At 43.1% G+C, this 13,422-nt stretch carries 10 protein-coding genes and 1 tRNA gene; 8 read left to right on the top strand and 3 right to left on the bottom strand.

Annotated features, from left to right (window positions below; all coding sequences use genetic code 11):
• Positions 1-211 precede the first annotated feature (211 nt).
• Positions 212-302: transfer RNA gene (locus tag VOR_RS0110145), tRNA-Ser, on the bottom strand.
• A 316-nt stretch (positions 303-618) separates the two neighbouring features.
• On the opposite strand from VOR_RS0110145, the gene VOR_RS0110140 reads away from it, so the two are divergent.
• The gene (locus VOR_RS0110140; protein ID WP_010319597.1) at positions 619-1,296 is read left to right on the top strand and encodes a MaoC family dehydratase; all 678 of its coding nucleotides are present in this window, start codon (positions 619-621) and stop codon (positions 1,294-1,296) included.
• Positions 1,297-1,511: 215 nt separating this feature from the next.
• Positions 1,512-1,862: a DUF3024 domain-containing protein gene (locus VOR_RS0110135; protein WP_010319596.1), complete on the top strand. Its 351-nt coding sequence runs from the start codon at positions 1,512-1,514 to the stop codon at positions 1,860-1,862.
• A 61-nt stretch (positions 1,863-1,923) separates the two neighbouring features.
• On the opposite strand, the gene rnb is transcribed toward VOR_RS0110135, so the two are convergent.
• Positions 1,924-3,933 carry an exoribonuclease II gene (gene rnb, locus VOR_RS0110130; RefSeq protein WP_010319595.1) on the bottom strand — a complete coding sequence of 670 codons (2,010 nt, stop codon included), beginning with the start codon at positions 3,931-3,933 and terminating at the stop codon, positions 1,924-1,926.
• 362 nt (positions 3,934-4,295) lie between these two features.
• On the opposite strand from rnb, the gene VOR_RS0110125 reads away from it, so the two are divergent.
• The 5 genes from VOR_RS0110125 (at position 4,296) to rplT (ending at position 9,710) form a co-directional block, all read left to right on the top strand.
• Positions 4,296-6,320, top strand: coding sequence for a DEAD/DEAH box helicase (locus VOR_RS0110125; protein WP_010319594.1), 2,025 nt, complete (start codon positions 4,296-4,298; stop codon positions 6,318-6,320).
• A 213-nt stretch (positions 6,321-6,533) separates the two neighbouring features.
• Positions 6,534-8,462, top strand: coding sequence for a threonine--tRNA ligase (thrS, locus tag VOR_RS0110120; protein WP_010319593.1), 1,929 nt, complete (start codon positions 6,534-6,536; stop codon positions 8,460-8,462).
• A gap of 3 nt (positions 8,463-8,465) precedes the next feature.
• Entirely contained in the window at positions 8,466-9,017 is a 552-nt protein-coding gene (infC, locus tag VOR_RS17055) for a translation initiation factor IF-3 (protein ID WP_080569453.1), read from the top strand.
• A 103-nt stretch (positions 9,018-9,120) separates the two neighbouring features.
• The gene (rpmI, locus tag VOR_RS0110110) at positions 9,121-9,315 is read left to right on the top strand and encodes a 50S ribosomal protein L35 (RefSeq protein ID WP_010319591.1); all 195 of its coding nucleotides are present in this window, start codon (positions 9,121-9,123) and stop codon (positions 9,313-9,315) included.
• A 41-nt stretch (positions 9,316-9,356) separates the two neighbouring features.
• Entirely contained in the window at positions 9,357-9,710 is a 354-nt protein-coding gene (gene rplT / locus VOR_RS0110105) for a 50S ribosomal protein L20 (RefSeq protein ID WP_010319590.1), read from the top strand.
• 62 nt (positions 9,711-9,772) lie between these two features.
• Here the strand turns inward: rplT and VOR_RS0110100 are convergent, their stop codons facing one another.
• A complete protein-coding gene (locus tag VOR_RS0110100; RefSeq protein WP_010319589.1) occupies positions 9,773-10,735 on the bottom strand; it encodes an integron integrase in 963 nt (320 codons plus the stop codon).
• Between the two features lie 243 nt (positions 10,736-10,978).
• On the opposite strand from VOR_RS0110100, the gene VOR_RS0110095 reads away from it, so the two are divergent.
• Positions 10,979-11,743 carry a hypothetical protein gene (locus tag VOR_RS0110095; RefSeq protein WP_010319588.1) on the top strand — a complete coding sequence of 255 codons (765 nt, stop codon included), beginning with the start codon at positions 10,979-10,981 and terminating at the stop codon, positions 11,741-11,743.
• Positions 11,744-13,422 lie beyond the last annotated feature (1,679 nt).

Genomic DNA, 13,422 nt, shown 5'->3' with positions numbered 1-13,422 from the left:
CTTCGGTTTCTTCTACGGTTGATTGAAACGCATAGTGCGCGGGCTATGTCTTACCTACCGGTATTCGTGTGATTCGTTCTTGATGTATTGAGGGAGAGTCGATGACCAAATATGATTGCATCTTCCAGACACATGAGTTTTTAATCATCTAAAGTGTTAAATGCTATAAATAGAAAAAGCCTTTGATTATCAAAGGCTTTTTCTTGATATTTGGCGGAGAGATAGGGATTTGAACCCTAGGATAGCTATTAACCATCGCCGGTTTTCAAGACCGGTGCTTTAAACCACTCAGCCATCTCTCCGTGTGGTGCGCATAATAGATAGCCACCATAATATTGTAAAGCAATAAGTTGAGTCATCGACTCGGTTCGGCTAACCGCAATAACGTTTTCAGTTACAGTAAAGCGCCGTTTTTTACCGCCTCCCTTGATTTTATGAGCTATATACTCTATAACCTAGTTATCTAATAAAATGGCGTTTTATTTTTATTTAATTGATTTATATGTAATTTGTGTCTTTCGGGGAACGGTTGTACGCTCGAAAGTGTTTGCAGCTAAGTGTGAAGTACTTCAAAATTACACCAATCCAAGGGCATTCTAACTAATCACCGAGGTTTAGATGAAAGTCGAGAATCTTTTTAAGCATCGTGGCGATTCAATGAACAAGTACTCCTCTGAGCTTATGCAGTGGGTATCACCTTCAGTACGTGAGTACTGGGGCGAGCTTCTGCATAAAACAAACAGTCGCCAGTTGTTTTCTTGGGTTAGAGATTTTCACCAACCAGCGGTGAATGAAGATGCTCCTATTGCCGAACCCTTGGTACTCAAACCTGAAGCGCAACGTCTGTATAAACAGCTCCAGACTCAGATTGGTGAGGTCATTCATACGGGGAAATGGCTGGTGGTTGATCAAGAGCGCATTAACCAGTTTGGTCAAGTAACCGAGGATATGCAGTGGATTCATACCGACCCTCAAAAAGCGGAAGTTGATTCTCCATTTAGGACCACAATTGCGCACGGCTTTTTGACCTTGGCCTTGTTACCTAAATTGACGGATAGCGTTGATCCTGACAAACCAATATTTCCGACCGCAAAAATGGTGGTGAATATCGGTTTAAATGAAGTTCGTTTTCCGTATCCAGTGAAATCAGGAAACCGAGTAAGAGCCATTAGTACTCTATTGAAAGTTACACCAATCAAAAAAGGTTTGGAGATCGAGAGAGAAATTAAAGTGGAGATTGAAGGTATTCGTCGCCCAGGTTGTGTCGTGGTTTCCGTCATCCAACTCCATTTTTAAAGCCATAAAAAGGAGAGCAGTCTCTCCTTTGCCTATTTTATTTTCAATGTAATCGTATTTTCAATACCTGCTCTTACTTTGAAGCCTTCAAACTTTCGTGCTTTGGTCGATTGATATACTACTCAATAACTTGCTACTTAAGGCTTTTCATATCGAAGAGAGAGGAAGTCCGCTATAGTCGTGATGTCAGTAAGTAACGCCTGAGCGAGGGTAAAATGGCGGTAGTGAATTTCTTGCAACGTCAACTAGAACGAAGAGCAGAGCTTGTTTGCCATAATCGTAACCAAAGTGTGTCTGTTGAATTAGGCAAATCCTGTTTTGAGCCGATCGTTAACGGTGTGCACTTCATCAAACACCATTACAAATTAGATTCAACGCATTGCGACTATTCAAGTATCGTGGCGAAAGTGATTTGGGAAGACGCTAAATGGGCGCTGTATATTCCCAATACGGATCCCGATAAAGAAATTGAAGATTGGTTGCCGTATCCTTTTCTCTCTAAAACAACGGATTTGACGGCGTTGATCCGCGAAATTGAAAAAGATCCTAAATCTTACTTTTGGTGATCAATAAGCAATAAAAAGGCACTCCGAAGAATGCCTGATAGAAATGTCTATGTCGCTAAAATCACTCCCCTTGGATAGTGGTGTTAGCTTCTGAAGGAATAGGTAACGGTTCGAAAACCTGAGTCGGTTTTGCAATCAGACTGCGGTTTTCCATATTCACATCTGCGAGCACGACTTCCAGTGTATCACCGAGCATAAAGACGACTTCTTTATCGACAAGCAGCGTTCCACTTTCCGCATTACATTCAATACGTTCTTTGTTGTCTAAGATTAAAGAGCCAGGAATGAATGCGGCAGCGCCATTTTCCAAAAGACGTACGCGCATGCCAGCGCGATTGATATCAAAGATTTCAGCCGTAAAACGGGTGCCTTTGCTAGGTTCGTTTACTAGCGTTCTAGCATAGAGCCAGTCACCTACGTTACGCTCGGCCATTTTGTGGTGTTTGCGGTGTAGTGCCAACTCTTCACCAACGCTTTCATCCGGTGTTTGTACGGGCTCTTTGTTTAAAATATGTGCTTTCAACATACGATGGTTGATCATATCGCCATATTTACGGATAGGAGAAGTCCAAGTGGCATAGATATCCAAACCCATTGCATAATGCGGAAGGGGTTGGTTACCTATTTCACTGTAAGCTTGACATTTGCGGATACGATTATCCAGATAGCGGGTCTCTTGCTTACATAACCAGCGACGTAAAGAGGCAAAGCCTTCTAGAGTCGCTAAGTTATCGGCAGTGTATTCAAGCTCACCCGTTGGGTTGACTAATTCGACAACATCGGCAATTTTTTCGGGTTTGAACCCCGCGTGTGTATTGAACACGCCTTGGCCAAAATGCGCTTTGAGCGTTTTTCCCGCACAGATATTAGCGGTTATCATCGCTTCCTCAACCAAGCGGTTAGCGCTACGGCGAAGATCCGCATGAATTGCCACTACGTCGTTGTCTTCACTCAGTTCAAATCGATAATCAGGGTGATCAGGAAACACGACCGCGTATGTTTCGCGCCATTGTGCGCGCGCTAATGAAAAATCATACAAATCACGCACAACGGAAGCGATTTGGTCACTTGGTTGCCAATCGGCAGAAGTGCCCGTTTCTAACCAATCTGATACATGATCATAAACCAATCGAGCGTGCGATTTAATGTTGGCCGCAAAAAAGGTAATGTCATCGCCAATCACACCTTCCTTAGTCACTGTTACGGTACAGCAAAGGGCAGGGCGAACTTCATTTTCCATCAACGAACACAAATCATCGGCTAAATCACGTGGCAACATTGGGATATTGCGGCCAGGGAGATAAATAGTGAAACCCCGCTCACGCGCGACACTGTCCATCTCGTCATCTGGCGTGATGTATGCGGTTGGGTCTGCAATAGCAATGGTTAATGTGAAGTCACCGTCCTCGGTTCTTTGGGCGAACAGTGCATCATCCATATCTTTAGTTGATGCCCCATCGATGGTCACGAAAGGAAGGTGGGTCATATCGATGCGCTGTAGGTCGGCATCATCTTTTAGCTGACAATGTTCAATACCAGCTGGCTCACTGTTAGGCAGGTCATTTTCAGCTAAAGTCACCCACCAAGGCGCAATCTTATCGTTGGCATCCGTAATTTTATGGGTGATTTCAACCATAAAACCGCTATCGTCTTTCAGTGGATGATTAACAAGTTGTGCAACGACCCAATCGCCTTCAGAGAAATGTTCAGGATTTAATCCTTTTTGCACCTTGGCTTTCAGCGATTGCCTTTTTAGTTGCGGGTTATCGGGCGTGACATTCAGCTTACCTTTGTACAGCTTTACACGGCCAATGAAGCGAGTTAATGAAGGCTCAAGCAGCTCTTGAGGCTCAGCCACTTCTTTCTCATTCTCGGTGCGAATGATGGCCACCACTTTATCTCCGTGTAGGCATTTCTTCATGTACGGAGGCGGAATAAAGAAGCTGTTTTTACTGTCAACCTCTAAAAAGCCGAAGCCTTTTTCAGTGGCTTTTATCGTGCCTTCTTTTTTAGGCAAGTTCTCTTGGATTTGTTGCTTGAGTTGAGCAAGGAGCGGATTATCTTGAAACATGTTTCTTTTTCTAACAAATGCGATTGGGCACACTATAATCATTGAGCGGGATGATTACTACCGAAAGCGTTATTTTTGCTAGTCTGCTTTAACAGTGCGCTGTAAATGCAGCTTCTGTGTTCGTTTTGGGTGAATTAATGAGCTTAATGGTCATTTATGACGAATTTTTGTGATGTAATTCAATTTTTACTGGCTTTTTTTATGCTTTTAGGGAATAATCCGCGTCCCTTATATGTCCCTAGCGGCTTGATGCGTTTTAAGACTTATCCGCATCTGAACGGAACTCAGCTCTTTTTAATGGATCGGTATTGGAATTGGTAGAGCACGTGGGACCTTTTGTTAATTAATCTAGTGGGATCTCCATGCAAGACTCTGTAATTCAATTTAGTGAATTAGCCCTAAACGAATCAATCCTTTCTGCTCTAAATGAAATGGGTTTCGTTTCTCCAACTCCTATCCAAGCTGCTGCTATTCCATTTCTTCTTGAAGGAAGAGATGCGCTAGGTAAAGCACAAACAGGTACAGGCAAAACGGCTGCGTTTTCTCTACCTCTACTGAATAAATTAAACCTTTCTCAACACAAACCACAAGCGATCGTGATGGCACCAACTCGTGAACTTGCTATCCAAGTTGCGGCAGAAATCAAAAACCTTGGCCAAAAGATTCAAGGCCTTAAAGTACTTGAGATCTATGGCGGTGCTTCTATTGTTGACCAAATGCGCGCTTTGAAAAATGGTGCTCATATTGTGGTTGGCACACCTGGTCGTGTAAAAGACTTGATCACTCGTGATCGCCTTCATTTAGACGAATGTCATACCTTCGTTCTTGATGAAGCGGATGAAATGCTCAAAATGGGCTTCGTTGATGACGTAACTTGGATCATGGAACAAGCACCTGGCACCGCTCAACGCGTGCTGTTCTCTGCGACTATGCCTCCTATGGTGAAGACGATTGTTGACCGTTACCTACGTGATCCAGCTCGTGTTGACGTAGCAGGTTCAAACCAAACTGTTGCGAAAGTAGAGCAGCAATATTGGGTTGTTAAAGGTGTTGAAAAAGATGAAGCGATGGCTCTTCTTCTTGAAACAGAAGAAACCGATGCGTCAATCGTCTTTGTACGTACTCGTCAAGACACCGAGCGTTTAGCTGATTGGTTATTATCTCGTGGCTTTAAAGCGGCAGCACTTCATGGTGATATTCCGCAATCACTGCGTGAGCGCACGGTTGATCATATCAAACAGGGTGTAATCGACATTCTTGTTGCGACAGACGTTGTTGCTCGTGGTCTTGATGTTCCACGTATTACACACGTGTTCAACTATGATATCCCATTCGATGTAGAATCATACATCCACCGTATTGGCCGTACTGGCCGCGCTGGACGCAAAGGTAAAGCGATCCTTCTAGTTCGCACGAACCAAATTCGTATGTTGCGTACGATTGAGCGCGTAACTCGTTCTCAAATGGAAGAGATTCAACTTCCAATGCGTGACAAAGTTGCTGAAGCTCGTCTCATCAAACTGGGTGCAGAGCTAGAAGCTGACAAAGGTCATACTGCTTTAGACAAATTTGTTGAGCTCATTGAAAAACTTCAACAAAGCCTAGAGATTGATGCCACAACACTGGCGGCCATTTTACTGAAGCGCCAACAAGGCAATCGTCCACTCTTCTATGTCGGCCCAGATCCAATGGTCGACGCGATCGAGCGTGAAAAATCACGTCGTCGTGATCGTAAAGAGGGTGGTGAGCGTGGTGAACGCCGTGAAGGCGGTCGCGATAGCCGTGATGGACGCGAAGGTCGCCGCGAGTATGGTACTGCGAGCAATGACTGGGATACTTATCAGTTACAAGTCGGCCGTGAGCAAGGCGTGCAAGTGAAAGACATCGTTGGTGCTTTAGCTAATGAACTTGGTTTAACCAAAGGTTCGATTGGTGCAATTAAACTTGCTCAAGGCCATACATTCGTACAGCTTCCTAAATCAATGTCTTCAGATGTTGAAGGCAAATTGCGTAAACTGCGTATTCGCCAAAAAGAAGTCGGTGCCGTTGTATGTGACTTTGATGACTTCCGTGAGTCTCGTGGTCGCCGTGAAGGTGGTAACGGTGGTGGTGCCCGTCGTGAAGGCGGAAACGGTGGCTTCCGCAATCGTGAAGGCGGTGCTCCTGCGGCTGGCGCAGGTCGTGGTGGCCGTGAAGGTGGCTTCCGTGGCAACCGTGACGGTGCAGCGGCGACTGGTCGTGATGGTGAACGTCGTTTTGACCGCAACCGTGGTGGCGACCATCGTGGTAATTTCCGTGGTGAACGTGGTCACGGCAATGCTAATGCCAATGCTAATGCTAATGCCAATGCGGGTACGCTAAGCCGTCCTCGTCGCGCTGAAGCATAATCAATTATTGAAACTCCAAAGCCCGTGATATTTATCATGGGCTTTTTCTTTTGATTTACATAATTCGATCTTTGCATTTCTAGCGTGAGCTAGTTAAAATCTTCGCTTCATTGAAGTTCCGGTATTCGTGTTACCGAGTGAGCTTCGATGGGTTATTTTCAATCAAACTCAACACGTGTTGCTTGGTATGCAACACCACTGTAAGGATTATACATGCCTATTATTACTCTTCCTGACGGCAGTCAACGTCATTTTGAACACCCTGTATCGACAATGGAAGTTGCAGCTTCTATCGGCCCTGGTCTTGCAAAAGCAACGATCGCAGGTCGTGTCGATGGTGTGCGCGTCGATGCGTGCGATCTTATCGAAAATGATGCTAGCCTTGAAATTATAACGACAAAAGATGAAGTTGATGGTTTAGAGATCGTACGCCACTCTTGTGCGCACTTACTTGGCCATGCATTAAAGCAACTTTATCCACAAGCCAAAATGGCGATTGGTCCGACGATCGACAGCGGCTTCTACTATGATATCGATCTTGAGCAATCACTCACGCAAGATGATTTAGAGCAAATCGAAAAGCGCATGAAAGAGCTTGCCAAGACAAAATATCAAGTTGTCAAAAAGAAAGTCAGTTGGCAGGAAGCCCGTGATGCTTTTGAAGCTCGCGGTGAAACATACAAGATGGAAATCTTGGATCAGAATGTGGCTCGTGATGACAGACCGGGTCTATACCATCATGAAGAATACATTGACATGTGTCGTGGCCCTCACGTACCTAACATGAGCTTCTGCCAACACTTTACCCTGCTTAGCATTGCTGGCGCGTACTGGCGTGGTAACAGTGATAACAAGATGCTACAGCGCATCTATGGTACGGCATTCCATGACAAGAAAGCACTTCAAGCCCATTTAACGCGTTTAGAAGAAGCGGCTAAACGTGACCATCGTAAAATTGGTAAGCAACTCGATCTATTCCATATGCAGCAAGAAGCTCCAGGGATGGTATTCTGGCACCATAACGGTTGGTCTATATTCCGTGATCTTGAAGTGTTCATTCGCCAAAAACTCAGTGAGTACGACTACCAAGAAGTAAAAGGTCCATTAATGATGGACCGAGTTCTATGGGAGCGTTCTGGTCACTGGGATAAATATGCGGATGCCATGTTCACTACGTCATCTGAAAACCGTGAATATGCAATTAAACCGATGAACTGCCCAGGCCACGTTCAAATATTTAATCAAGGTTTGAAATCATACCGTGATCTGCCATTGCGTATGGCTGAGTTTGGATCTTGCCACCGCAATGAACCATCAGGTTCATTACATGGTATTATGCGTGTTCGTGGCTTTACTCAAGATGACGCCCATATTTTCTGTACCGAAGATCAAATTCAACAAGAAGTGACATCTTGTATCAAGATGGTCTATGACACCTACACGACGTTCGGTTTTGATAACATCGTGGTTAAACTGTCTACACGCCCAGAAAAACGTGTTGGTAGTGATGAAATTTGGGATAAATCGGAAGAAGCATTAAAGCTTTCACTGCAGGCAATGGATATTCCATTTGAAATTCAAGAAGGTGAAGGCGCATTCTACGGCCCTAAAATTGAATTTACTTTGCATGATTGCTTAGATCGTGCGTGGCAATGTGGTACAGTGCAGCTGGATTTCAATTTACCTGCTCGTCTAGGTGCGACATATGTTGGCGAAAGTAACGAGCGTCTTGTTCCGGTTATGATTCACCGTGCAATTTTGGGTTCACTTGAGCGCTTTATCGGTATCCTTATCGAAGAGTATGCAGGTTTCTTCCCTACGTGGTTAGCGCCAGAACAAGCGGTAATTATGAACATTACTGATAAACAGTCAGTTTACGCTCAGGAAGTAGCACAAAAACTACAAAAATGTGGAATTAGAGCCAAAGCAGACTTGAGAAATGAGAAGATTGGCTTTAAAATCCGCGAACACACTTTAAAGCGTGTACCGTATATGCTTGTTTGTGGTGACCAAGAGATGGAAGCCGGAGAGATCGCAGTACGTACCCGCAGGGGCAAGGACTTAGGTAAATTTAAATTGGATGACTTTATTGCGTATATCCAAGCCGAAGTTTCTAGCCGTAAGCTCAATCTGGAGGAATAAACTATTAAAGGCGGAAGACGTGGCCAACAGCCGGCCAAACCAAACCAGCACCGTTTAAACGGTGAAATTCGTGGCGTTCGTGAAGTTCGTTTAACTGGCGCAGATGGTGAATCCGTTGGTGTTGTATCAATCAACGAAGCATTAGAAGCTGCTGTAGAAGCTGGTATGGATCTTGTAGAGATCAGCCCTAACGCCGAGCCACCAGTTTGTCGTGTGATGGACTATGGAAAGTTCCTCTTTGAAAAGAGCAAGACTGCTAAAGAGCAGAAGAAGAAGCAAAAACAGATCCAGATTAAGGAAATTAAATTCCGTCCTGGGACTGATATTGGAGACTATCAGGTAAAACTACGCAACCTGACCCGTTTCCTAGAAGAAGGCAACAAAGTGAAAGTTACTATTCGCTTCCGTGGCCGTGAGATGGCGCACCAAGACATCGGTGTCGATGTTCTTCATCGTTTGAAAGAGGATACTGCTGAAATTGCAGTAGTTGAGTCTTTCCCGAGTCGAATTGAAGCACGCCAGATGATCATGATGCTTGCCCCTAAAAAGAAGTAATTAACGGCTTACAAGTAATGATACCTCGCCGTTGAAAGACGGTGGGGTGTTATTCGCCCTAATTACATGTTATTTAAACTACTACAATGCGGAGTTATTCATCATGCCTAAGATGAAAACCAACAAAGGTGCAGCTAAGCGTTTTAAGAAAACTGCTGGCGGTATTAAATTTAAGCACGCTACAAAACGTCATATCCTGACTAAGCGTACTACTAAGAACAAGCGTCAACTACGCCCTAACTCAATCCTTCCAAAATGTGAAGTGGCTGGTGTTATGCGCATGTTGCCATACGCTTAATTCTTTTTAGTTTATTTATCGTTTAGTTTAGGAGAAGCATAATGCCTCGCGTAAAACGTGGTGTACAAGCTCGTGCACGTCATAAGAAAGTTCTAAAACAAGCTAAAGGTTACTACGGAGCACGTTCACGTGTTTACCGCGTAGCTTTCCAAGCTGTAACCAAAGCTGGTCAATACGCTTACCGTGACCGTCGCACTAAAAAGCGTCAGTTCCGTCAGCTATGGATTGCGCGTATTAACGCAGCATCTCGCCAAAATGGTCTATCTTACAGCCGTTTCATTAACGGTCTTAAGAAAGCATCTATCGAGATCGATCGTAAGATCCTTGCTGATATCGCGGTATTCGACAAAGCTGCATTTGCAGTGCTTGTTGAAAAAGCAAAAACTGCTCTTTAATTTAGCAGTGAAGGTTTAAAGAAAAGGAGGGCAAGTATGCTCTCCTTTTTTATTGCGCTTATTTATAAGCGCGACAATGGGCTTAATACACCGCTAGCGCCTCTATCCAGTACGTGAGTGTAAATCTGAGTGGTTTTTACATCACTATGTCCTAATTGTTCTTGTACTGTTCTTATGTCCGCTCCCGCTTCTAGCAAGTGTGTCGCAAAGCTATGCCTTAGCGTATGGCATGAAACTGATTTTTGTATCTCAGCATCATGAGCGGTTTTCCGAACTGCTCGCTGCAATGCCGACTCATTAATATGGTGCCTTCGTTTCAATCCACTATTCTCATCTAAGGTAAGTAAATTAGATGGAAACAAGTAGTGCCAATTAAACTCATAAGGAGCTGAAGGATATTTTTCTCGCAACGCATTGGGTAACCAGACTCCTCCATAACCTTTGGTTTGCATATCCTTATCATAGTAACGCTTAGCTAATGCTTGTTGCTCAGCTAGTTGTGGATAAAGCTCCTTAGCAAGTGTGACGGTGCGGTTTTTTCCTCCTTTTCCTTGCCATACCCGAACCGCACCATAATCTAAATCAATATCCTGTATTCGGAGTCTGACACATTCCATCAGCCGCAGCCCTGATCCGTATAAGAGCATAATTTGCAATTGATATCGTGGCTCAATATGTTCTAAAAACCGCTTAATTTCAGTTCTTGTCATCACTACTGGTAATTTCTGAGCAAGTTGAGATTTCTTGAAATTCATGCTAATTGATAGCGGTTCTTTAATGATTTCACGGTACAGAAAATGGAGAGAGTTAAGCGCTAACGCTTGTGTTTTCGCGGCTACTTTCCCATTAACAGCTAAGTCAGTTAAAAACATCTCAACTTCTTTACTACCCATTCTCATTGGATGTGTTTTGTTATGGAAGTAGATGAATCGTGTTATCCAATGCAAATATTCCTCTATAGTTTTCTTTGCATAGTGTCGCGCTTGCATATATTCTTTAACGCTTAAAATGAATTGTGATTTCATTTTTCCCCCCAATAAATAGACTGTTTTTATATACAGTATTATTGTTTTTGGTTTAGTCAACAAACTAAGATACATAAAGTCGTCTAATGTGATGTCCGACGCAATTTTTTTTCAACTAACAATCTGATTAAAAAGATTTATATGATAGATTTCTAATTATCAAAGTTCATGATAAGTGGCGGTAGCGTGGTAAATTAGGTCGCATTTTGTTATATAGATAGCGTTATATTTTAGGAGAGTTTTGTGCAAGTAAATCATTCTTTTCGGCTATTAATAGAAGCTGCACTGTGTAAAACACAATTTAGTCTAGAGGATTTTGATATAACGTATCCTTCGTATGGCGATTTGGTGACAATCGAGTTTAAGCACCATGAAGGATTCAAAATATCTCTGGAAGAAGTAGAGTTTGAGGAAACCGAAACACTGAAATTAAATAAGGGACTATCAGACCATTTAGCATTGGGTTTGCCGAGTTCATTTTACGGTGAGCCAGATACAAAAACAGTGACAAAAACAAAGTATGTATCCACAGAATCACCAGGTTCAATCAAAGCCACTGATGATGTGACAATTAAAAGCTTGACTGAATTTCCACGACGCTTCATCGCTTGGACTAGCAACATCGAGGCAGAACTACTGTCAATCTATAGTTTGCCAGAAAGCCCTGAAAATGATCTTGAAAGCCAAATTGAAGCAATTTTTCCTAATGAAATTGCCGAACCGACCAGCAAGTTTGATGCAAGTGAAGTATCAAAGCTAAAGGAAAGTCTTGAGACTTTGTACAAACGGGTTGAACAGCTGCAAGAGCAATGTGCTATTTCCAGTAGTGAACTTGAGTCTCTACGTAAAGCTTTAGATAACGCCAGTGAAAGTGCTCCTAAATATCCGAAAGGAATGTGGCTTAAACTGAATAAGGGAAAAATCAAAGAGTCGTTAGTAGCGATATTCAAGTCTGAAGAAGGGCGCCAGTTTTTGCTAAAAGTAGTTGAAAAAATCACACTAACATAAAATATAACAAACGGTTCAAGAGGGACAGCCAACGCGCGGCATTTTTATTATGCGTTGATTTTTGTGGTTACGGTGTTATGCGGAAGCTTGGTAGTGGCGTTGTCTGCCCCTTAACCGGGCGTTATGCTTTATTGAGACTCAGCAAAATCAATATATAAATTTTAATGGGAAAACTTAGTCTGATTCAGAAGCTTTCCTTTTCTAAGTTGTTGATATTATGATTTTATTGTTCTTTTTTGTGGCTATTGAAAGTTGAACTATACTCGTGCTTTTTCGGCAACTTTGCCCTGATAAATTGTGCTCGCAAAAGGTTCGATTTTTGCTGAAAGGTCTCTTTCTTTGGTGTGGTTTGCTCATTGATTCCGCAGGCTATTTCGCTTCAGCATGTTTGGGAGCTCATTGGCATCTAGCTTGCTGACAGTGTTTGGTTAGCGCAAGTTTATCGATGTTTGTGCGCTTTTGTCTGGTTCTGCTCTGATAAATTGTGTGCGTAAAAGGTTCGATTGTTGCTGAAAGGTCTCTTTCTTTGGTGTTGTTTGCTCCTTGATTCCACAGGCTAATTCGCTTCAACTTGTTTGGGATCTTATCGGTAACAATGCTTGCTGAAAGTAGGCAAGTTTATCATTTTGAGTTAAAGTGCTGCGAACAAATGAATATTGTAAAAGTTCAATGTAATCAATGAGTAATAAAGCATAACAAACGCTTCAAGAGGGACTTCCAACGCGTGGCATTTTTATTATGCGTTGATTTTTGTGGTTACGGTGTTATGCGGAAACTTGGTAGTAGCGTTGTCAGCCCCTTAAGCGGGCGTTATGCAACTCTGGTAAATTTAGGGGTTCAATCTTTTGGGATTTCTCCGGCCATTCGTTTTGTGTTGTCGGCAAATGAGTATTTTTACCCTCAAATTCTTGGCTAACTCAAACCGTAAAACAGGCAAGGTTCTTTGTTTGCCTCAATCAGTTTTAGCGCTGGTTTGCTGTCAATTCAGCGGGCGCAAAGTGTGGAAAGGACAATGTTATCGATCATTTTGTACTTGCTGAAGTTTTCGCTCGTTGAGTTTTCCTGACACAAAAGCTTGGTTTGTTGCTGAAAGGTGGACTTTGTTTTTGGCGGCTCATTTATCACAGTTCTTGCTTGGGTTGGTTCTTGAATCACTCAACCATTGCAATTGTGGTTTTTGGTCGTATAAAGTCGGTTTATCTCATTGAATTTGCATAACAAACGGCTCAAGATGGATTGCCAACGCGTGGCGACTTTAGTGCAAAATTGAAGTTCAGCGTTTACAGTGTGTTTTTTGAGCTCGGCTATGCGTTGTCAACCCCTTAGCCGGGCGTTATGCAACTCAGGTAAATTTAGGAGTTCAATCTTTTGGGATTTCTCCGGCCATTTGTTTTGTTTTGTCGGCAAATGAGCACTTTTGCCCTCAAATCCGTGGTTCACTCAAGCCGTAAAACAGCTAAGGTTCTTTGTTTGCCTCAATCAGTTTTAGCGCTGGCGCGTTGTGAATCTTGCGGGCGCAAAGTGTGGAAAGGGCAAGTTTATCGAGCATTTTTTACTTGCTGAAGTTTTCGCTCGTTGAGTTTGTCTGATTCAAAAGCTTGGTTTGTTGTTGAAAGGTGGACTTTGTTTTGGCGGCTGATTTATCTCGGCTCCTACTTGGGTTGGTTCTTGAATCACTC

It is taken from the genome of Vibrio ordalii ATCC 33509 (assembly GCA_000257205.1).
Taxonomy (GTDB): Bacteria; Pseudomonadota; Gammaproteobacteria; order Enterobacterales; family Vibrionaceae; genus Vibrio; species Vibrio ordalii.
The sequence above is the reverse complement of the archived record's forward strand: the minus strand, read 5'-3'. Positions and strand labels throughout refer to the sequence as shown.

Excerpts from the sequence above, each read along its gene's own strand:
- VOR_RS0110140 (WP_010319597.1), top strand. The coding sequence starts at position 619 with ATGAAAGTCGAGAATCTTTTTAAGCATCGTGGCGATTCAATGAACAAG.
- VOR_RS0110135 (WP_010319596.1), top strand. The coding sequence starts at position 1,512 with ATGGCGGTAGTGAATTTCTTGCAACGTCAACTAGAACGAAGAGCAGAG.
- rnb (WP_010319595.1), bottom strand. The coding sequence starts at position 3,933 with ATGTTTCAAGATAATCCGCTCCTTGCTCAACTCAAGCAACAAATCCAA.
- VOR_RS0110125 (WP_010319594.1), top strand. The coding sequence starts at position 4,296 with ATGCAAGACTCTGTAATTCAATTTAGTGAATTAGCCCTAAACGAATCA.
- thrS (WP_010319593.1), top strand. The coding sequence starts at position 6,534 with ATGCCTATTATTACTCTTCCTGACGGCAGTCAACGTCATTTTGAACAC.
- rpmI (WP_010319591.1), top strand. The coding sequence starts at position 9,121 with ATGCCTAAGATGAAAACCAACAAAGGTGCAGCTAAGCGTTTTAAGAAA.
- rplT (WP_010319590.1), top strand. The coding sequence starts at position 9,357 with ATGCCTCGCGTAAAACGTGGTGTACAAGCTCGTGCACGTCATAAGAAA.
- VOR_RS0110100 (WP_010319589.1), bottom strand. The coding sequence starts at position 10,735 with ATGAAATCACAATTCATTTTAAGCGTTAAAGAATATATGCAAGCGCGA.